Source organism: Embleya sp. NPDC050493 (assembly GCF_044458105.1).
GTDB lineage: Bacteria > Actinomycetota > Actinomycetes > Streptomycetales > Streptomycetaceae > Embleya.
The window spans coordinates 736982-757022 of sequence record NZ_JBITHP010000002.1 but is presented as its reverse complement, the minus strand read 5'-3'; the positions used below and the strand labels follow the sequence as shown (position 1 = coordinate 757022).

Below are 20041 nucleotides of genomic sequence, written 5' to 3'. Positions count from 1 at the left end.
CGCAGGAGTCTCCGCCGGGGGCCGTCGTCGCGCCATCGGTTTTCACCGTCGGCGCGTCACGATCGTGCGCGCCTACTTGTACAGCTCCCGCAGGATCCGGTCGACGACCACCTTGCGGTCGTCAGCGGTGGCCAGCTGCTCCAGGCCGAAGCCGAAGAGCATGGTGTCGTCGGTGGCGATCACCGACGAACCGAACGCGGCCTGGCTGCGCGTGAAGCCGACGAGCGAGCGGTCACCGGGCGGCGGGCCGGCCAGGGCCCACGGGCCCAAACCGGTCTCGAAGCCCTCGGCGTCCAGGACGCCGGCCGTGGTGGTGACCTTGGTGTCGTCCACGAACAGGCCGGTGCCACCGGTGTTCGCGTCGCTCACGTACGAGATCGAGACCTCGATCTTCTTGCCCGCGTACGCGGACAGGTCGAAGGCGACCGGCTTCCAGCCACCCGAGTTGCCGGTGAAGGAGTTCCACGCGCCTGTGGTGCCGGTGTTCAGGCACGTGGGAGTGGTCACCGTCAGGTAGTGCCGCAACTGCGTGTGGGTCCGGACGAAGTCGCCACCCTCACAGGACGTCGGCGGCTCGGTGCCGGTGCCACCGTTGAGGTCGGGCAGCGTCGTCCAGTCCTCGGCACCGACCGTGTGCGCCTCCACGATCGCGTGGTCCCAGTTGGCCTCGGTGTCGTACGAGAACTGCGCGGTCAGCTTCGCCGCGTCCGCCGCCGTCACCGCGGTGAGGTCGATCGTGCGGGTCAGTCGCTTGTACGCGTTGTCCGAGTGCAGGCCGTTGATGTACCACGAACCCTCGGCCGGCGAGTACGGCCCGGACGTGTTGCCCGAGTAGGTCGCCACCGAACGGCTGTCGAACATCGGGAACCGGTCCGGCGTCAGAATCGCGCTGGTGGGCAGGAACCCGCCCGCCTCGTTCAGCGGGTTGGACGCGGTGCCCGGCAACGCCTTGTCGATGCCCTCGAACGGCGCGGCCGCGCCGACCACCCCGGTGGCGCCGTTGGTCGCCGACCGGTCGTACGCGCCCAGCCAGTACTGGGTGAAGTCGTCCGAGACGATCAGGCAGTCGCCCGCCGGGTCGGCGGTGACCTTGCAGGGCTGGTCCGGGTGGCCGTTGAGGCCGTAGTAGATGCCGCCGCCCGCCGCGCTGCGCAGGGGACCGTAGTAGCCCGCGGTCTCACCGAGGTAGGCCAGCTTGCCGCCCTCGTTGAGGAAGTCGCGCACGTTCACGGTCAGATCCTGGACCGCGGGGGTGACCTGCGCGTCCCGCACCGGCCGGCCGCGGAAGTCGGTGACCTCCCGGGCCGCGTCCTGGGTCAGTCGGTTGTCGCCGAGGTACCAGAACACGCCCTTGAAGTGCGAGAGCACGCCGAGGTGGTGCGGTGTGCCGAGCCTGTCCACGTCGTAGACGGCCGCCTTGATGCCATTGGCCGCCAACGCGTCCACATACTGCTGGGCGTACTTGGGGCCGACCGTGTTCGGCGGGTAGGTCGGGTTGACACCCTTGTAGTCCTCGTTGGCCAGGACCAGCGTCTCGGTCTTCTCGGCGATGCCGCTCTCCACCGTGAAGGTGAAGCGGTCACTGGAAACCTTGCCGGTGCCGGCCTTGTCGCCGGTGAACCACACCTCGATCCGGTCACCGGTGCGCACGTTCTTGATGTCGCCCCGGTATTCGGCGTAGTAGGCCGAGCCCTGCTCGCCGTACCGCTCGCCGCCCTTCCACTCCTTGACGCCCGCGGTCTTGGCCGGGCCGCCGTTGACGCGGTAGTTGAGCTTGCGGTTGGTCAGCGAGCGCTTGGCGATCACCGCGACGGTCTGATCGTCGTGGTCCTCGGCATAGGAGTGCTCGAACCGGTCGGCCACCAGGTCGGGAGCCTTGCGACCGACCGAGGAGACCGGATCGTCCGGGTCCTTGGCCGACTTGGCCACCGACAGCGCGAAGGCCCGGTTCTTGGCGTACTCCATCCCGACCAACGTCTCGTCGTTCGGGAATTCGAAGATGCTGCCGCAGTTGTCCTCCGTGTACGGGTCGTCCGGCAGGTAGCCGGCGGCCGTCACGCACGTGGACATCTCCGGGGTGAACGACAGCGTCTTGTACGCCTCGTTCATCTGTCCGTCGGTGTCACCGTTGGTCACGTACAGCTCGGCGGACAGGTCCGGGTCGTAGTCCGGGACCGCCGGGTGTGCGTCGTCGCCCGCGAGCGCGATCATGATCTGGTCGTCGGGGCTGGGCGTGGCCACCTGCGAGCCGACGCCGTACAGGATCAGCTGCGCGGCGGAGTGGTAGTTGACCACGAACTCCGCCTTGATGTGCTTGGCGAAGCCCTCGATCGCCCGGGTCTCCGGCTCGGAGGAGGGCGCGGGCCCCCGGTAGGTCTCGTTCAGCGGGTCGGGCGAGGAACCCTCGTTGTCGTAACCCCACTTGTAGTCGAAGTTGCGGTTGAGGTCGACACCGTCGCCGGCGGTGATCACACCGTCGCCGTTGTTGTCGCGCAGGTTCTTGCGCCACAACCGCTGGTCCGTCTCGAAGGTCCAGTCGTAGCCGTCGGGGTTGGCCGAGACCACGAACCACAGCTCGTTGTCCGAGACCAGCTTGGTGGCCTCGTCGTCCTTGCCGTAGCCCTCCACGTAGTGGTGCACGAGCCGGCGGGTCATCTCCGGCGTGATCCACTCACGGGCGTGCTGGTTGGACATGTACAACACGCCGGGCTTGGAGCCGTCGGCACTGGTACGGACGTTCTTGGTCACCTTGACCGCGAGAATGTCCTGACCGAGCACGGTCTTGCCGATGCTGACGGTCTTGGCGATGTCGGGGTGGTCCTTGGCGAGCTGGACCAGCTCCGCGCCGAGGCCGTTGGGGCCGCTGTACTTGCGGAAGACGCCCGCGTCCGCCGCGGCCGATCGCTTCTGCGCCCGGGACTTGGCCTCCACGGAGATGCCGGCGGCACGCAGCTTGGCGGCCTGGGCATCGCTCAGGATCACCTCCAGCCGGGCCTTGCCGTCGGCGGACTTGGTGGCCCGGGTCTCGTGCCGGTCCACGCCCAGGTCGAAGATCTGCTTCACCTGTGCCGCGTCGGCTGTGATCGTGTAGGACTGCGGACCTGCTTCGCCCGCCGGAGGAAGTTTCGCTTCCGGCGGTGCGCTGGTCACTTCGGGGTACGAGACCGGATTGTCGGCGGGTGCCGCGGTGCTCGCCGGCGCTGCGGTCAACAGACCGAGCGCCAGTGAGAGCGCCGCGATTCCCGTGGTGCCGATCCGGACTCGTGTGGTGGTGCCCCTGGAACGATGACGCCTCATCGACCCCCCAGTCGTGGGTTCGGCGTGCATAGGGACGGCGCAAAACCACGACCTCAAGGTACGGAACGTGACTCCTGCGCCCGGGTGTTGCGCATGCTACGGCAACTACCGTGTGGTACACGAGACCTGACGCACGGTCATATTCGGTCAACGCTACGCGCAGAGATTCCGCATTGTGATCAGAACCAGTCGGGACACCACGGTTCGCGCGGCGTCCGCAGCAGCGCCTCGGCCCGCTCCGCCGCACCGGGTGTGCGCTCGGAGATCCGGCCGGTCACCGCGAGCCGCACCGGCGAGCCCGCACCCAGGTACAGCGCCCCCAGCGTCGAGGCGTCCAGGGCCAGATCCGCGGGGTCACCGGTCGGCACACACCGCGCCTGCTCGGCCGCGCCGTCGATCGCGAACCGTCCCGCCGCATAACCCAGATCGTCGTGCACCTCGACCACGAGCCGATCGCGCGCGCCGTAGGTGCGTGCCGAGAACGCGGCGGGCGCGTCCAGGATCCGCGCCCACACGAAGTCCCGACGCGACTGCGTGGTGATCGCCCGCGGATCCTGCACGAGCAGCGGCAACAACTCGTCGGGACTGCGGTCGGCACCCTCGACCCGGTTGACGTAGTCGACGTTCGCGCAGAACCGCCACAGCGCGATCTCGGCCGCCGGGGTGAGCGCGATGAGCGAGTCCACGGTCAGCGTGACCTTGGGCACGAACTCGTCCCAGTGGTCGTCGGTGCGATAGCCGACCAGGCCGGCGACCTTGCCGGACGGATCGCGGTACACCGCGTGGAAGCGCGGCGGGGTCGGGCTCATCGGCGAGGGCGCCAGCCCGGTGTACATCTGCCACCACATCGCGGTGCGCTCGATCGCCCCGGCCCGCTGTCGGCGGAACTCCTCGTGCAGCGGCGGCCCGACCTCGGCCACCTCCTCGGGGGTGGCCAACTCGATCCGGGCCCCGGCCTCGACCGGCGCGTCCGGCGCGAAGTCGGTGCGCAGCGTGTCCAGGGTGAACTTCTGGTACTCGGTGGCCACGCCGAAGCCGAACCGGCCGTAGATCCGGTACTCGGCGGCGATCAGGATGGCCACCGACTCGCCGCGCGCGGCCGCGTCCGCCAGATCCAGGCCCATCATCTTGGTGAGCAGGCCCTGCCGGCGGTGCGTCGGCGAGACGGTGACGTTGGTGATCGCCGACGCCGGGACTATCGCCCCGCCGGGCACGGTCAGACCGGTGGCGAAGCTGCGGAAGGTGCCGACGCAGCGACCGCCGTCGAAGGCTCCGCGCGTTCGGGCGAAGTCGGCCCGCTCCCGCCAGTGCTCGATCCGCTTCTCCCGGTTCTCCTTGGTGTCGTCCGGGACCCGGAGAAAACCGATGCCGACGGCGGCGGTCCAGGGGATGATGTCTTCTTCGCCGATCGTGCGGATTTCCACTGCGGTGGTTCCTTCCTCGCGTGCGCGGCCTTCTCCCGACAACGGACGAAGGCGCCGACCCGGAGACCCTATGTCTCACGGTTCGACGCCTTCGAATTGTTTTCGCCGGCGCAGGCCGGCCCCTGGGCCGGTCAGGACACGAGTATGTCCACCGACAGGCCGGCATCGGTGCCGGGCATGCCCAGTTCGCCCGCGCGCTTGTCGGCCATCGCCAGCAGCCTGCGGATCCGACCCGCGACCGCGTCCTTGGTCAGCGGCGGCTCGGCCAGCCCGCCCAATTCCTCCAGGGACGCCTGCTTGTGGTCGAGCCGCAGCTTGCCGGCCGCGGCCAGGTGCTCCGGGACCTCCTCGCCGAGGATCTCCAGGGCCCGCTGCACGCGCGCGCCCGCCGCCACGGCCGCGCGGGCCGAGCGGCGCAGGTTCGCGTCGTCGAAGTTGGCCAGCCGGTTCGCGGTCGCCCGCACCTCGCGGCGCATCCGCCGCTCCTCCCAGGCCAGCACGCTCTCGTGCGCACCGAGCCGGGTGAGCAGCGCGCCGATCGCGTCGCCGTCGCGGACCACCACCCGGTCCACGCCGCGCACCTCGCGCGACTTGGCCGCCAGACCGAGCCGACGGGCCGCGCCGACCAGCGCGAGAGCCGCCTCCGAACCGGGGCAGGTCACCTCCAGCGCCGAGGAGCGGCCGGGCTCGGTGAGCGAGCCGTGCGCCAGGAACGCGCCGCGCCAGGCGGCCTCCGCGTCACACGTCGCACCGGAGACGACCTGCGGCGGCAGGCCCCGCACCGGACGCCCGCGGGCATCCAGCAACCCGGTCTGCCTGGCCAGCTGGTCGCCGCCGACCGCGACCCGCACCACGTACCGACTGCCGCGCCGCAGGCCACCGGGGGCCACCACGACCAGGTCCGAGCTGTGCCCGTAGACCTCCAGGATGTCCTTGCGCAGGCGGCGCGCGGCCATCGCCGTGTCCAACTCCGCCTCGATGACGATTCGCCCGCCCACGATGTGCAGTCCGCCCGCGAAGCGCAAGAGCGCGGAGACCTCCGCCTTGCGACAGCACGACCGGGTGACCGGGAGGCGGCTGAGCTCGTCCTTCACTGCTGCCGTCATCGCCATGGAGCGATCCTTTCACGATCGACGAAGATCCGGCCGTAGGCTGCGGCCAACCGTTCGGGGTCGTGTCGCGCGGTGCCGTCGACCGCCGAAACGGGGGCCAGGTGGACGTGTCCACCGAGCGCCGCCGTGGCCCGTTCCAGGCCCGGTACGTCCTCCACACGGTCGCGGTCGCCGAGGACGATGTCAAAGGTCAGTCCGGGAGCATGGGCGGCCAGCACCTCCAGGTGCTGCTGCGGCGAGAAACCCGCCGTCTCACCCGGCTGCGGGGCCAGATTCAGCGCGAGCAGCCGCCTGGCCTTGGTCTCCAGCAGGGCGGTCGCCAACTCGGGAACGAGCAGGTGGGGCAGCACCGAGGTGAACCACGAACCGGGCCCGACAACCACCCAATCGGCGTCACGAACCGCCGCGACCGCCTCCGGCACGGCGGGCGGATCACTGGGCAGCAGCCGGATTCCGCGCACGTCGCCCGGCGTCACCGCGACCTGCGCCTGCCCGCGCACGACGGACATCTCGTCCGGCCGGGCCGGGTCGTGCCCGGCCACGTCCGCCTCGATGTCCAACGGGACCGCCGACATCGGCAGCACCCGCCCGTGCGCGCCGAGGAGGCGACCCATCCAGTCCAGGGCCGCGATCGGATCGTCCATCAGTTCCCACAGGCCGACCAGGAGCAGGTTGCCGACCGCGTGCCCGTTCAGCTCGCCCTCGCGGCGGAACCGGTGCTGGATGACCCGACTCCAGGTCACCCCCCACTCGTCGTCGCCGCACAGCGCGGCCAGCGCCATCCGCAGATCGCCGGGCGGCAGCACGCCCAGGTCCTTGCGCAACCGCCCGCTGGAGCCGCCGTCGTCGGCGACCGTGACGATCGCCGTCAGTTCGTCGGTGAGCCTGCGCAGTGCCGCCAGCGAAGCCGAGAGCCCGTGTCCGCCGCCCAAGGCGACCACCTTGGGGCCGCTCATTCCCTGCCCATGTCGCGGTGCACGAGCACGGTGTCCAGGCCGTCCTCGGTGAGCCGGCGGGCCAGCCGTTCGGCCATCGCCACACTGCGGTGCTTGCCACCGGTACAGCCCACCGCGAGCGTCACATAGCGCTTGCCCTCGCGACGGTAGCCCTCGGTGACGATGTGCAGCAGCTCGGCGTACCGGTCCAGGAACTCCTTGGCGCCGGGCTGGTCGAACACGTACCGGCTGACCGCCTCGTCCATGCCGGTGTGCGGGCGCAGCTCCGGGATCCAGTGCGGATTGGGCAGGAAGCGGCAGTCGACGACCAGGTCGGCGTCCACCGGCAGGCCGTACTTGAAGCCGAAGGACATCACCGTGGCGCGCAGCTGCGGCTCGCCGGAACCGGCGAACCGGTCGTCCATCCGCGCACGCAACTGGTGCACGTTGATGTCGGACGTGTCGATCACCAGGTCGGCCTCGCCGCGCAGCTCGCGCAGCAGTTCGCGCTCGCGGGCGATGCCGTCCGGGATGCGCCCGTCGCCCTGGAGCGGGTGCGGCCGGCGCACGCCCTCGAAGCGCCGCACCAGGACGTCGTCGGCGGCCTCCAGGAAGACGATCCGACGCACCACGCCGGCCGCGTCCAGCTCGCTCAGCGCCGAGCGCAGGTCGTCGAAGAAGGTCCGGCCGCGCACGTCGACGACGACCGCTATCCGCGCGACCGCGCCCTGGGTCCGCGCGCCGAGGTCGACCATCGCGGGGATCAGCGACGGCGGCAGGTTGTCCACCACGAACCAGCCGAGGTCCTCCATGCCCTTGGCGGCGGTGCTGCGACCGGCGCCGGACATGCCGGAGATGATCACCAACTCCGGGGTGCCCTCGACCGCCGTACTCGTGACCTCGGTACTCATGCGTCCCCCCGGTGCGTACCGCACCTACGGCTGGGCGAGTTCAACGCTTCCTCCTGCTGGTTCCTGCCTCGGGGGTACAACCGGGACCGCCTCGTCGGCATCGACGGCCTCGTCGACTACAACGTCGGCGTCGTCTTCAATGATCTCGCCCGTCGCGGTGTTCACCGCCGGTGCCGAGGGCGCCCGCGTGGCGAGCGCCGCCACGATCGCCGCCGCGGTGGCGCGGCCGATGCCGGGCACCTCGGTGATCTGCTCGACGCCGGCCGCGCGCAGTCGCTTGAGCGAGCCGAAGTGGGCGAGCACCGCCTTGCGGCGGGTCGCGCCCAACCCCGGGACGTCGTCGAGCGCACTGGCCGTCATCGCCTTGGACCGCTTGGACCGGTGGTAGGTGATCGCGAAGCGGTGCGCCTCGTCCCGGATCCGCTGGAGCATCAGCAGCGCCTCGCCGCTGCTGCGCGGGAGCACGACCGGGTCGTCCTCACCGGGCACCCACACCTCTTCGAGCCGCTTGGCCAGCCCACACACGGTGACGTCGACCACGCCGGCCTCCTCCAGGGCCCGCACGGCGGCGGCGACCTGGGGTTGCCCGCCGTCGACCACGATCAGCTGCGGCGGATAGGCGAAGCGCTTGGGCCGGCCGGTCTCCGGGTCGATCGGGCCGGTGTTCTCCGCGCCGTCCGCGCCGTCCGCGTCCTCGGCACCGGCCACCGCCGCGTCGGCGGCCGCGTCGCGCGCGAGATCGGACTTGTAGCGCCTGAACCGCCGGGTCAGCACCTCGTGCATCGCCCTCGGGTCGTCCTGGCCCTCGAAGGTCTTGATCGCGAACCGCCGGTACTCGCTCTTGCGCGGCAGCCCGTCCTCGAAGACCACCATCGAGGCGACCACCTCGGTGCCCTGCAGATGCGAGATGTCGAAGCACTCGATGCGCAGCGGCGCGGTGTCCATGTCCAGCGCCTCGGCCAGTTGCTGGAGCGCGAGCGAGCGGGCGGTCAGGTCGCCGGCCCGGCGCAGCTTGTGCAGGTTCAGCGCCTGTGCGGCGTTGCGTTGCACGGTCTCCTGGAGCGACTTCTTGTCGCCGCGCTGCGGCACCCGCAGTTCCACCCTGGCGCCGCGCAGCTCGCACAACCACTGGCCGAGCGCCGCGGTGTCCGCGGGCAGCGCGGGCACGAGCACCTCGCGCGGCACGGCCTCGCCGCGCTGCTCGCCGTAGAGCTGCTGGAGGAAGTGTTCGACCAGGTCGGCGGTGTCCACGTCCTCGACCCGCTCGGTGACCCAGCCGCGCTGTCCGCGCACCCGGCCGCCGCGCACGTGGAAGATCTGGACCGCGACCTCCAGTTCGTCCTCGGCCAGCGCGATCACGTCCGCGTCGGTGCCGTCGCCGAAGACGATCGCGTTCTTCTCCAGGGCCCGGGTCAGCGCCGTTATGTCGTCCCGCAGCCGGGCCGCCTTCTCGTATTCCATCGCCTGCGCGGCCTGCTTCATCTCCCGCTCGAGGCGCTTGATGTAGGGCCCGGTGCGGCCGGCCATGAACTCGCAGAAGTCCTCGGCGAGCGCGCGGTGGTCCTCGGCGGAGATCTTCCCGGTGCACGGCGCCGAGCATTTGCCGATGTAGCCGAGCAGACAGGGGCGGCCGACCTGGCGGGCGTTCTTGAACACGCCGGCCGAACACGTGCGCACCGGGAACACCCGCAGCAGCAGGTCGAGCGTCTCGCGGATGGCCCACGCGTGCCCGTAGGGCCCGAAGTAGCGCACACCCTTGCGGTGCGGGCCGCGCATCACCTGGGCGCGCGGGAACTCCTCGTCGAGCGTCACCGCGAGCGAGGGATAGCTCTTGTCGTCGCGGTATTTGACGTTGAAGCGCGGGTCGAACTCCTTGATCCAGGAGTACTCCAGCTGGAGCGCCTCGACCTCGGTGCCGACCACGGTCCAGTCCACCGCCGCGGCGGTGGTGACCATGGTCTGGGTGCGCGGGTGCAGGTGGGCCAGGTCCTGGAAGTAGGACGAGAGCCGGGCGCGCAGGTTCTTCGCCTTGCCGACGTAGACGACGCGCCCGTGCTCGTCGCTGAACCGGTACACACCGGGCGACGTCGGGATCTGGCCGGGCGCGGGCCGGTACGACGACGGGTCCATTTCTCCACCCTATGTGCTGGCTCCAACAGATTTTTGCGGTCAACCCACGACGATCTCGCCGTTCGCGACCGTGATCGGCAGCGGCGTCAGGCCGCGCTTGGCGGGTCGGCGTACGACGGAGCCGTCGTTCATCGAGAACTGGCTGCCGTGGCACTGGCACTGGATGACACCCTGGTCGACCTTGGTGACCAGACACCCCTGGTGCGGACAACGGGCGTCGAACGCCTTGTAATCGTCCTTGGCGGGCTGGGTCACCACGATCGAGGTGTCGGTGTAGACCTTGCCCTTGCCGACCTTCACATCCTCGGAACGACCCACCGTGACCGGTCCGTCGAGCAGCTTCTTCTCGTGCGGCGACGCGGGCTGGTTCTCCGTGGTGCACGCGCTCAGGCCGAGTCCGGCGGCGCCGACCGCGCCGACCACCGCGGCCCCGCGCAGCAGGGTGCGCCGGTCCGGTCCGTGCTCGGCGACGCCTTCGCGCGCGGTCTCGGGCCGGGGCTGCTGCTGCGGGGTCATGCGGGATCTCCTCGTGAACGGTGACACCGGTGGCGTGGCCCGGACCGGCCACGCCACCGTGCGGCCGGTCAATCCTCGCACCCGGCCCGGACCGCGCTTACGTCACCGTCGGTCGTACAGCACGTTCTGGAGGAACTTGCCGGTGTGGCTGCCGGCCACCTCGGCGACCTCCTCGGGAGTGCCCTCGGCGACGACCAGACCGCCGCCGCTGCCGCCCTCGGGGCCCAGGTCGACGACCCAGTCGGCGGTCTTGATCACGTCGAGGTTGTGCTCGATCACGATCACCGTGTTGCCCTTGTCGACCAGGCTGGTCAGCACGCCGAGCAGCCGGCGGATGTCCTCGAAGTGCAGACCCGTGGTCGGCTCGTCGAGTACGTAGACCGTCTTGCCGGTGGAGCGGCGCTGCAGCTCGGAGGCGAGCTTGACGCGCTGCGCCTCGCCGCCGGAGAGCGTGGTCGCGGGCTGGCCGAGCCGCACGTAGCCCAGGCCGACGTCGTCGAGCGTGCGCAGGTGCCGGGCGATCGCGGGGACCGCCTCGAAGAAGGCCAAGCCCTCCTCGATCGGCATGTCGAGCACCTCGGAGATGTTCTTGCCCTTGAAGTGCACCTCCAGGGTCTCCCGGTTGTACCGCGCACCGTGGCAGACCTCGCACGGCACGTAGACGTCCGGCAGGAAGTTCATCTCGATCTTGATGGTGCCGTCGCCCGAGCAGTTCTCGCAGCGGCCGCCCTTGACGTTGAAGGAGAACCGACCCGGCAGGTAGCCGCGCACCTTGGCCTCGGTGGTCTCCGCGAACAGCTTGCGCACGTGGTCGAACACGCCGGTGTAGGTGGCCGGGTTCGAGCGCGGGGTGCGCCCGATCGGACCCTGGTCCACGTGCACGACCTTGTCCACCAGCTCGGTCCCGGTGATCCGGGTGTGCCGACCGGGCACCAGGCGCGCGCCGTTGAGTTCGCGGGCCAGGTGCGTGTACAGGATGTCGTTGACCAGGGTCGACTTGCCCGAGCCGGACACGCCGGTGACCGCGGTGAACACGCCCAGCGGGAACGCCACGCCGACGTCCTGGAGGTTGTTCTCCCGGGCGCCGTGCACGACCAGGCGACGCTTCTTGTCCGGCACCCGCCGCTCGGTCGGCGTGGGGATCGACTTGCGGCCGGAGAGGTAGTCGCCGGTCGCCGAGCGCTTGTTCTTGAGCAGCTCCTTGTAGCTGCCCGAGTGCACCACCTCGCCGCCGTGCTCGCCCGCGCCGGGACCGATGTCCACGACCCAGTCGGCGATCCGGATGGTGTCCTCGTCGTGCTCGACCACGATCAGCGTGTTGCCCATGTCCCGCAGGCGGACCAGGGTCTCGATCAGCCGGTGGTTGTCCCGCTGGTGCAGGCCGATGGACGGCTCGTCGAGCACGTACAGCACGCCGACCAGGCCGGAGCCGATCTGGGTGGCCAGCCGGATGCGCTGCGCCTCGCCGCCGGACAGGGTGCCCGCGGCGCGGCTGAGCGAGAGGTAGTCCAGGCCGACGTCGACCAGGAACCTCAGCCGCTCGTTGACCTCCTTGAGCACCCGCTCGGCGATCTTCTTCTCCCGCGCCACCAGCTTGATCCGGCCGAGGAACTCGGCGCAGTCGCTGATCGACATCGACGCGACGTCGGCGATCGACTTGTCCGCGATGGTCACCGCGAGCACGATCGGCTTGAGCCGGGCGCCGTGGCACGTGGGACACGGCACCTCGCGCATGTAGCCCTCGAAGCGCTCGCGACTGGTGTCGGTCTCCGCCTCGGAGTGCCGGCGCACGATGTACGGCAGCGCGCCCTCGAAGGACGTGTAGTACGAGCGCTCGCGCCCGTAGCGGTTCCGGTACTTGACGTGGATCTGCGTCTTGTGGCCGTTCAGCAGCGCCTTCCTGGCCCGCTGCGGCAGGCCGTCCCAGGCGATGTCGGTACGGAAGCCCATCTCGTCCGCGAGCGCGGAGACCAGCCGGCCGAAGTACTCCGAGGCGTGTCCGCTCGACCACGGCGCGAGTGCGCCCTCGTCCAGCGACTTCTGCCCGTCGGGCACGACCAGCTCCGGGTCGACCTCCATCCGGGTGCCGATGCCGGTGCAGTCGGGGCACGCGCCGAACGGCGAGTTGAAGGAGAACGAGCGCGGTTCCAGCTCCTCGAACGACAGGTCGTCGTAGGGGCAGTAGAGGTGCTCGGAGAACATCCGCTCGCGGTTGGCGTCGTCCTCGGGCAGGTCGACGAAGTCCAGGATCACCATGCCGGAGCCGAGCGAGAGCGCGGTCTCCACCGAGTCGGTCAGTCGGCGCTTGGCCGAGGCCTTGACGGTCAGGCGGTCGATGACCACCTCGATGGTGTGCTTCTCCTGCTTCTTGAGCTTGGGCGGGTCGGTCAGCTGGATCACCGCGCCGTCCACCCGGGCCCGGCTGTAGCCCTTGGACTGGAGTTCGGCGAACAGGTCGACGAACTCGCCCTTGCGCTCGCGCACGATCGGCGAGAGCACCTGGAAGCGGGTGCCCTCCTCCAGCTCCAGCACCCGGTCGACCACCTGCTGCGGGCTCTGCCGGGCGATCGGGCGGGCGCACTGCGGGCAGTGCGGGTGGCCGATCCGGGCGTAGAGCAGGCGCAGGTAGTCGTAGACCTCGGTGATCGTGCCGACCGTGGAGCGCGGGTTGCGGTTCGTCGACTTCTGGTCGATCGAGACCGCGGGCGACAGGCCCTCGATGAAGTCGACGTCGGGCTTGTCCATCTGCCCGAGGAACTGGCGCGCGTAGGACGACAGCGACTCGACGTAGCGGCGCTGTCCCTCCGCGAAGATCGTGTCGAACGCGAGCGAGGACTTGCCGGAACCGGACAGGCCGGTGAAGACGATGAGCGCGTCGCGCGGTAGGTCGAGGGAGACGTCCTTGAGGTTGTGCTCGCGCGCGCCACGGACGATGAGACGGTCGGCCACTTGAGAATCGAAACCCTTCGACGACATGCCGCTGCGGCTGAATGATGTCGAGCTGATCGGTACGCGTCGACAGTGCGGATCGAGGCAGTGCCGACCGGGACGATGCCGGTCGGATCCGTGCCCCGCGCCATCGTAAGCAGCCCACGGCAGGTTTTTGTTCCCCTTTGAGCCGCCAGGCTATCGCACATTCATTCGAACAAAACTTCTCCGGGTCCTTCTTCACTCGATCGTGTGAAGCTTCGGCCCCGGCGCTCCGGCCCGCCCGCGCCACTAAGGTGAAACCCCAAGACCTCGCCGCACCGGGACCCGTCTCGTCCCACGAATCGGCGGCGGGGGCGATCCGGGGGAGGTATGCGTGACCACGGACGGGTTCGACCCCGCCGCACTGCTCGCGGAGATCAACGACGCGACCGCGCAGGTATTGGCGACCGCGGAACGGCTGACGCCCGAGCACCTGGCCGGTCCGTCGTTGCTGCCCGGGTGGAGCAGGGGCCATGTACTGACCCACCTCGCGCGCAACGCGGACGCCCTGACCAACCTGCTGAACTGGGCCCGCACCGGGATCCCGACCCCGATGTACCCGCCGGGGGACGCCCGCGACCGGGCCATCGAGGAGGGTGCCGGTCGGCCGCTCCCGGAGCAGCTCACCGACCTGTACGACGCGTCCGGCCGGTTCGCCCGGGCGTTCACCGCGATGACGCCGACCGCGTGGGGCGCCAAGGTCACCGCGCGCAACGCGGGCGAGATCGCCGCCACGACGCTGCCCGGCAAACGACTGCGCGAGTTGTACATCCACCACGTCGATCTGGACGCGGGCTGGACGCCGGCGCACTGGCCGACCGAGTACACCGAGCGCGAGCTGAACGAGGTCGCCGCCTCCTTCCGCGGCCGGCCGGACTGCCCGCCGCTGCTGCTGCGCGACGACATCACCCACCGCGAGCTGTTGATCGGCCCGGAGGGCGTGGCCCCCGCCGCAGTCGTCTCCGGTCGCCGTCAGTCGCTGCTCGCGTGGCTGATCGGCCGCACCAACGGCGACGGCCTGATCGTCGAGCCGTTCGGCCGCCTGCCACCGCTGCCCGCGTGGATGTAGCGGGCGGATGCGGCCGCCGCCGGCGCCGGTCGGTAGCCGGGAGGGGTCACGGACGGGGAGGATGGCTCGTATGACGTATCACGGATCCGTGAAGGTCGGCGGCGCCCCGGCCGTGCGCGAGCTGGCCAATCTGATGATCAGCAAGGTGGCGGTCGGGCCCTACGACAACGACGCCTACCTGCTCCGCTGTCGGGCCACCGATCAACAGTTGCTGATCGACGCGGCCAACGACGCGGGCACGCTGATCACCCTGGTGGGCGACGGCGGCCTCGCGAAGGTGGTCACCACCCATCGGCACCAGGACCACTGGCAGGCGCTCGCCGAGGTGGTCGCGCACACCGGCGCGACCACCCTGGCCGGACGCGCCGACGCCGAGGCCATCCCGGTGCCCACCGACGTCCTCGTGGACGACGGCGACACGATCGCCTTCGGCGCGATCGAACTGCGGGCCATCCACCTGGTGGGTCACACCGAGGGCAGCATCGCGCTGCTGTACGACGACCCCAAGGGCCACCCGCACCTGTTCACCGGCGACTGCCTGTTCCCCGGCGGGGTGGGCAACACCTTCGGCGACCCGGCCGCCTTCGATCGGCTGATCGACGACGTCGAACACAAGCTCTTCGACCCGCTCCCGGACGAGACCTGGGTCTACCCGGGCCACGGCAACGACACGACCCTGGGCGCCGAGCGCCCCGCCCTGGCCGAGTGGCGCGAACGCCGCTGGTGATCCGAGCACGCCGAGTGTCGGTCCGGCCCGCTCAGGGCTAGGCCGTGTCCGGTGGATCTTGGTGGATGAGGTCGCGTCGTCCGGTGCCGTGGCTCGGCGTGCCGGAGAAGCAGCCGCATAGTGGTTCCATTCGGCTGTTTCTCCGGTGCGGCGAGGTGCGGCGCCGGGCGGCGCGACCCCACCAGGATCCGCCGGACACGGCCTAACCGGCGCTCGGCGCGGCCGCCCTGCGGCGGGCCCGGTGCGCGGCCACGTTGGCACGGTTGGCGCACGCGTCCGAGCAGTAGCGTTTGCGGCCGTTGCGGGAGGTGTCCGCGAACGCCCGGTCGCAACCGACCGCCGCGCACACACCGGACCGGCCCACGCCGTAGTCGGCCACCAGGTTGGCCAGCCCCATCGCCGTGTTGATCCGCATGCGCTGCACGAACGGCACCCCCGAGGGCGCGTGGTGCAGGTGCAGCCCGTAGCCGTGATCCACCAGCCGCGGCCGCACCTCGACCCGCGCCAGCAGGCCGTTGACGTGCTCGACGGCCTCCTCCAGGTCGGTGATCACGAAGAACGCGCGCAACTCGCCGGCCCACTCCAGCAGGGGTTCGAGCGCCTCCTGCTCCAGGTCCTCGACCAGGAACGAGAACGCTCGCAGCACGTCCCGCGCGGACTCCAGGTCCGGCGCCGAGCCGTCCGCGCCCGTCCACGCGTTGACCATCGCCACGGCAGCGCCGACGCCGTCACTACGGTAACCGTTGACTTCCATTGAACCCTTACCTAGGCTGCGAGGTATGTAAGGAGCTACACCAGAACACTCATTACCCTAGCCAACTTGGGGGCAACGCGATGGCTTCCCGGTGCGATGCCTGCGGCCGGATCGAGGATCCGCGGATGACCGTACTGTCCCGGCACTCCACATCCCAGGGCGAAATCGTCTACACCCGCTGCCTGTGCGGCAGCGTCGGCGTGCGACTGCGGCCCACCACGACACAGCGGCCCCCGCACGAGGTGCTCCTCGCCCAGGGGCCGCCGGCCGTACCGTTTCCGGGTTAGACGCTCGCGTCCCGGTCCGCCTTGGCGGCCTCCTCGGCCGCCGCGATCTCGTCCTTCTTCGTCTTGCGCAGACTCAGCACCGTGGTCACCGCGAGGGTCACCACGATCACGCCGAGCGAGAGCGGGATGCCGATCTCCGGCACGTGCACACCCTGACCGTGCAGCGCCTCGAAGATCAGCTTGACGCCGATGAAGCCGAGGATCACCGACAGGCCGTACGACAGGTAGACGAGCTTCTTGAGCAGCCCGCCGATCAGGAAGTACAGCTGGCGCAGCCCCATCAACGCGAACGCGTTCGCGGTGAAGACGATGTACGGCTCCTTGGTGAGGCCGAAGATCGCCGGGATCGAGTCCAGCGCGAACAGCACGTCCGTGGTGCCGACGGCGATCATCACGATCAGCATCGGGGTGACGAAACGCTTGCCGTTCTCCTTCACTACGAGCTTCATGTCGCGGTAGCCGTCGGTGGTCGGCAGCACCTTCTCGACCTTGCGCAGGAGGGCGTTCTCCTCGAACTCCTCCTCCTCGTCCGACCGGGCCTCCTTGATCAGCTTCCAGGCGGTCCAGATCAGGAACGCGCCGAAGATGAAGAAGACCCACGAGAACGCGGCCACGACCGCGGCGCCCGCGGCGATGAAGATGCCGCGCAGCACCAGCGCGAGCAGCACGCCGACCAGCAGCACCCGCTGCTGGTACTGCGGCGGGACCGCGAACTTGCCCATGATCAGTACGAACACGAACAGGTTGTCGACACTCAGCGACTTCTCGGTGATGAAGCCGGCGAAGAACTCGCCGGCGGGTGCCGACCCGGAGAAGACCCACAGGCCGATTCCGAACAGGACGGCGAGACCGACCCAGAAGATGCCCCAGAGGGACGCCTCCTTGAGGGTGACCTCGTGTGGTTTGCGATTGAGGAACAGATCGACTGCCACCAGTGCCAACAGCACGACGATGGTCAGGATCCAGGCAACGGGTGAAACGTCCACTGCGCCTCCGGCAGACGTGGGGGGTCGCGTCAACGCCGGAGGGGGGATGTACCCCTCCGATTGCCTCCAGGATGCCAGAAGGTAAAGGAAACACCAAGCGATCCTTTACCAAACCCTGGTGACAGGTCATCGGAAGACCTGTGCGGATCCGCCCGCTCGGAGCACCCGGATACCCGTCAGCGCACCGGGGAGAACCCCCGGCGCGGCTTGAGCACGGGCGCGGCGGCCCGCTCCGGGGCCCGGGCGGGCGGCACCGGCAGCCCGAGACTGCGGGTCCCCAGGCCGGCCAGCAGCAGCGGCAGCAGGCGCGCGGTCACCCGGGCATCGGCCAGCGCCGCGTGCGCGTCGGGGAAGGTCAGCCCGAAGTGCGCACAACACGTCCCGAGCTTGTGATCGGCCAGCGGCAGCCCGGACGCCTTCGCCAGCTTCATCGTGCACAGCGCGGGCAACGTCGGCGGCGCCAGGCCGGCCGCGACGAACTCGGCCTCCAGGAAACGCTGCTCGAAGGACGCGTTGTGGGCGACCACCACGGCACCCGCGAGCAGCCCGGCCAACTCGACGGCGATCTGCGCGAATCGGGGCGCGCCCAGCACGTCGGCGGCGGTGATGCGATGCACGTGGCTCGCGCCCACCGAGCGGCCCGGATCCAGCAGCGTGGTCCATTCGCGCAGCACCTCGCCGGTGCCGCGGATGCGCACCACGCCGACCTCCACGATCCGATCCCCGCGGGCCGGCGAGAATCCCGTGGTCTCCAGGTCTACGACCGCGAATTCGGTCCGAGCGACCTCGGCGGGCACCCCGAGCATGCGCACGGGATCGGCATAGGCGAACAAGGCGACATCCCTCTCCCCCGGCCGCCTCGGTCACGACCGACGGGGCGAGAGTCTATGACCCCCGCCCCGCCGCTTTCCCCGCATTGCCACGAACTGCCCGCTTCGAGCGAATCCCCGCCCAGCCCGGCCGGCACGTGACGTCACCCGGCCGAAGACCAACGCTCCACCGAACCCCGGCGTCAACACCCCGCCGAGCCGACCCACTTCAGCCCGGCCGGCGCTCGAAGCCACCCGGCCGGAGGCCGAACCTCGCGCGCCTAGCGCCCGTTCGTGCCGGCGACCCAGGACAACAACTGCCGCGTGGCCTCCGCGCCGCCCGAGGGCAGGTCCGCCGTGTACACCCAGGGCAGCCCGATCCACGGGTCCATGATGTGGTCCTCCGGAATCGCGGTGAGCCGCAACAACGACCGCCACAACGGATCCAGCAGCGGCCCGAACGACTCGGCGTCGCCCCGCGAACCCACCACGATCACGTGCACCCCGACCCTGGGCCCCTCCTCGACGATGTGCCGCAACTGCGCCGCACTGCGATCGTCGAAACCGAACGGGAAGTCGTGCACGAGCAACAACTGTCGGGCCAGATCCAGATCGCTCGGCAAAGAGTCCACCGCGTCGTTGGCCACCGCCATCCGCACCAGCTCGATCCGGTCCAGGATCCGCCCGAGCAGCACGGACACGTCGGCCGCATCGGTGGCCACCGGCCCCACCAGCAGCCCGGACGACGCCAGCGGCTGCAACGGCGCGGCAGCCGTGCCCTTGCCCGCCGGGTCGATCACGTGCACCTTGAACTCGCCCACCGGGAACGCCGCGAACATCCGCGCGGTCAGCGACACCGCGAGCTCGTCGGCCCGCTCCGCGCCGTTGCCCCGCTCGCCCTCCAGGCCGGTCGCACCGGTGTCGATCCACAACCCGCGATCCATCGGCAGCCGCAACACCATCGGCACGCGCAGCTCCGGTCGCTCCGGCAGATGCAGGTCGCCGAGCCGAATCGCCGGCGCCCCGTCCTCGGGAGCCTGCCAACCGGCCCACGACGTGCTGTCCCAACGCGCCATCACCGGCGGCAGGTTCGGCTCCAGCTGCTCGACCTCGCCGACCAACTGCGTGGTGTCCCGGTCGAGTACGGCCTTGGCCTGCTCGGCCAGCGCCCGGTGCCGATCACGCGCGGTGTCCTGCGCGGCGAGCCCCGCGGGCGAGAAGCGCGCGGCGGGGTCGTTCAGGACGCCTTCCAGCTCCTTGTCCAGCCGCCCGTCGGCGTACTCGATCGCCGATCGGTAGGCGGCGGCCGATCGCGCCGCGTCCTCGAACACGCCCCAGACCTGTTCGTACAGCTTCTCCACCTCGCGCCGCGCGGCCCGCTGCGCGGCCTCGCGCTCGACGTCCGGCGGAGCCGCGGCCCACGCCATGCCGCCGCTCTGGTCCACCCGCGGCGGGGTGCCCGGCTCGCGCGGTTCGGTGGGCGCGTTCGCGGCGCTGAACGGCGCGGCGGCGGGTCCGCCGAGCGCGGTGCGCGCCCGGTCCACCACCCGCGCCCGGTTCTGCACGCCGACGTCCTTGAGCAGCGCCTCCAGGCCGGCCTCGTAGCCCTGCCCGACGGCACGCACCTTCCAGGCGCCCTGGCGTCGATACAGCTCGACGGTGTGCAGCGCGCGCTCGTTGCCCAGATCGGTGATCCGGAACGTGGCCAGGTCCTCGCCGCCGGCCCGCACGGTGACCACCGGCGCCGCGACCACGCCGAACCGGTCCACGCCGCCGCCCTCCAGCGAGGCGCCGACCAGCACCCGCTCGATCTCGGCGGGCAGCCTGTCCAGCTCGAAGGTCGCACCGGCCTGCCGGATGGTCACCCCGACGGTGTCGACACCGCCGCGCTGGATCACATCGTCGTCGCCGCGGACCCGATCGTCGGCGCCCACCAGGGTCACCACAAGCTCGACCGGGCATTGTGCCGCGATCTCGACCTCCACCCGGGTGTCGGGCAGCGCCAGGTTCTGACCCCGTACCAGTTCGGTGCTCACGTGCGTTCGTCCCCTCCCCGCCCCGCCGGGACGGACCCCGCGCGAGCGGGCCGGGAGGCGTGGTTCGCCCGTCCCGGC

At 70.4% G+C, this 20041-nt stretch carries 15 protein-coding genes; 3 read left to right on the top strand and 12 right to left on the bottom strand.

Annotated elements, in window-relative coordinates:
* Nucleotides 1-72: 72 nt before the first annotated feature.
* From ACIBM5_RS06590 to uvrA, 8 genes are all read right to left on the bottom strand, one after another.
* Entirely contained in the window at nt 73-3297 is a 3225-nt protein-coding gene (locus ACIBM5_RS06590; protein ID WP_396005696.1) for a M14 family zinc carboxypeptidase, read from the bottom strand.
* Nucleotides 3298-3476: 179 nt separating this feature from the next.
* Nucleotides 3477-4721: a GNAT family N-acetyltransferase gene (locus tag ACIBM5_RS06585; protein ID WP_396005695.1), complete on the bottom strand. Its 1245-nt coding sequence runs from the start codon at nt 4719-4721 to the stop codon at nt 3477-3479.
* A gap of 131 nt (nt 4722-4852) precedes the next feature.
* Complete coding sequence (whiA, locus tag ACIBM5_RS06580) at nt 4853-5833, bottom strand: DNA-binding protein WhiA (protein ID WP_020553580.1); 981 nt, start codon at nt 5831-5833, stop codon at nt 4853-4855.
* Nucleotides 5824-6789 carry a uridine diphosphate-N-acetylglucosamine-binding protein YvcK gene (gene yvcK, locus ACIBM5_RS06575; protein WP_396005694.1) on the bottom strand — a complete coding sequence of 322 codons (966 nt, stop codon included), beginning with the start codon at nt 6787-6789 and terminating at the stop codon, nt 5824-5826. Before yvcK ends, whiA begins: the two co-directional genes overlap by 10 nt.
* Complete coding sequence (gene rapZ, locus ACIBM5_RS06570) at nt 6786-7679, bottom strand: RNase adapter RapZ (RefSeq protein WP_391582553.1); 894 nt, start codon at nt 7677-7679, stop codon at nt 6786-6788. Before rapZ ends, yvcK begins: the two co-directional genes overlap by 4 nt.
* Nucleotides 7680-7703: 24 nt before the next feature.
* Nucleotides 7704-9809 carry an excinuclease ABC subunit UvrC gene (gene uvrC, locus ACIBM5_RS06565; RefSeq protein ID WP_396005693.1) on the bottom strand — a complete coding sequence of 702 codons (2106 nt, stop codon included), beginning with the start codon at nt 9807-9809 and terminating at the stop codon, nt 7704-7706.
* Between the two features lie 39 nt (nt 9810-9848).
* Nucleotides 9849-10325: a Rieske (2Fe-2S) protein gene (locus tag ACIBM5_RS06560; RefSeq protein WP_396005692.1), complete on the bottom strand. Its 477-nt coding sequence runs from the start codon at nt 10323-10325 to the stop codon at nt 9849-9851.
* Between the two features lie 102 nt (nt 10326-10427).
* Nucleotides 10428-13274 (bottom strand): excinuclease ABC subunit UvrA, encoded by a 2847-nt coding sequence (gene uvrA / locus ACIBM5_RS06555; protein ID WP_396005691.1) that lies wholly within the window; start codon nt 13272-13274, stop codon nt 10428-10430.
* A 355-nt stretch (nt 13275-13629) separates the two neighbouring features.
* Between uvrA and ACIBM5_RS06550 the strand changes: the two genes are divergently transcribed.
* Nucleotides 13630-14364, top strand: coding sequence for a maleylpyruvate isomerase family mycothiol-dependent enzyme (locus ACIBM5_RS06550; RefSeq protein ID WP_391582557.1), 735 nt, complete (start codon nt 13630-13632; stop codon nt 14362-14364).
* A 70-nt stretch (nt 14365-14434) separates the two neighbouring features.
* A complete protein-coding gene (locus ACIBM5_RS06545; RefSeq protein ID WP_396005690.1) occupies nt 14435-15091 on the top strand; it encodes an MBL fold metallo-hydrolase in 657 nt (218 codons plus the stop codon).
* Nucleotides 15092-15293: 202 nt separating this feature from the next.
* Here the strand turns inward: ACIBM5_RS06545 and ACIBM5_RS06540 are convergent, their stop codons facing one another.
* Entirely contained in the window at nt 15294-15845 is a 552-nt protein-coding gene (locus ACIBM5_RS06540) for a CGNR zinc finger domain-containing protein (RefSeq protein ID WP_396005689.1), read from the bottom strand.
* Nucleotides 15846-15970: 125 nt separating this feature from the next.
* On the opposite strand from ACIBM5_RS06540, the gene ACIBM5_RS06535 reads away from it, so the two are divergent.
* Nucleotides 15971-16132: a hypothetical protein gene (locus ACIBM5_RS06535; RefSeq protein WP_391582560.1), complete on the top strand. Its 162-nt coding sequence runs from the start codon at nt 15971-15973 to the stop codon at nt 16130-16132.
* On the opposite strand, the gene ACIBM5_RS06530 is transcribed toward ACIBM5_RS06535, so the two are convergent.
* The 3 genes from ACIBM5_RS06530 to ACIBM5_RS06520 all read right to left on the bottom strand — a co-directional run bounded on the left by ACIBM5_RS06530 (nt 16129) and on the right by ACIBM5_RS06520 (nt 19963).
* On the bottom strand, nt 16129-17118 hold the full coding sequence (locus tag ACIBM5_RS06530; protein WP_396005688.1) for a TerC family protein: 990 nt from the start codon (nt 17116-17118) through the stop codon (nt 16129-16131). The two genes, ACIBM5_RS06535 and ACIBM5_RS06530, sit on opposite strands and share 4 nt — an antisense overlap.
* Nucleotides 17119-17294: 176 nt before the next feature.
* Nucleotides 17295-17951 carry an exonuclease domain-containing protein gene (locus ACIBM5_RS06525; protein WP_396005687.1) on the bottom strand — a complete coding sequence of 219 codons (657 nt, stop codon included), beginning with the start codon at nt 17949-17951 and terminating at the stop codon, nt 17295-17297.
* Nucleotides 17952-18208: 257 nt separating this feature from the next.
* A complete protein-coding gene (locus tag ACIBM5_RS06520; RefSeq protein WP_391582563.1) occupies nt 18209-19963 on the bottom strand; it encodes a TerD family protein in 1755 nt (584 codons plus the stop codon).
* Nucleotides 19964-20041: the final 78 nt, after the last annotated feature.

What these genes read in the sequence shown, in the direction of transcription:
- ACIBM5_RS06540 (WP_396005689.1), bottom strand. Translation starts at nt 15,845, where the DNA reads ATGGAAGTCAACGGTTACCGTAGTGACGGCGTCGGCGCTGCCGTGGCG.
- rapZ (WP_391582553.1), bottom strand. Translation starts at nt 7,679, where the DNA reads ATGAGTACCGAGGTCACGAGTACGGCGGTCGAGGGCACCCCGGAGTTG.
- whiA (WP_020553580.1), bottom strand. Translation starts at nt 5,833, where the DNA reads ATGGCGATGACGGCAGCAGTGAAGGACGAGCTCAGCCGCCTCCCGGTC.
- ACIBM5_RS06535 (WP_391582560.1), top strand. Translation starts at nt 15,971, where the DNA reads ATGACCGTACTGTCCCGGCACTCCACATCCCAGGGCGAAATCGTCTAC.
- uvrC (WP_396005693.1), bottom strand. Translation starts at nt 9,809, where the DNA reads ATGGACCCGTCGTCGTACCGGCCCGCGCCCGGCCAGATCCCGACGTCG.
- yvcK (WP_396005694.1), bottom strand. Translation starts at nt 6,789, where the DNA reads ATGAGCGGCCCCAAGGTGGTCGCCTTGGGCGGCGGACACGGGCTCTCG.
- ACIBM5_RS06560 (WP_396005692.1), bottom strand. Translation starts at nt 10,325, where the DNA reads ATGACCCCGCAGCAGCAGCCCCGGCCCGAGACCGCGCGCGAAGGCGTC.
- ACIBM5_RS06590 (WP_396005696.1), bottom strand. Translation starts at nt 3,297, where the DNA reads ATGAGGCGTCATCGTTCCAGGGGCACCACCACACGAGTCCGGATCGGC.
- ACIBM5_RS06545 (WP_396005690.1), top strand. Translation starts at nt 14,435, where the DNA reads ATGACGTATCACGGATCCGTGAAGGTCGGCGGCGCCCCGGCCGTGCGC.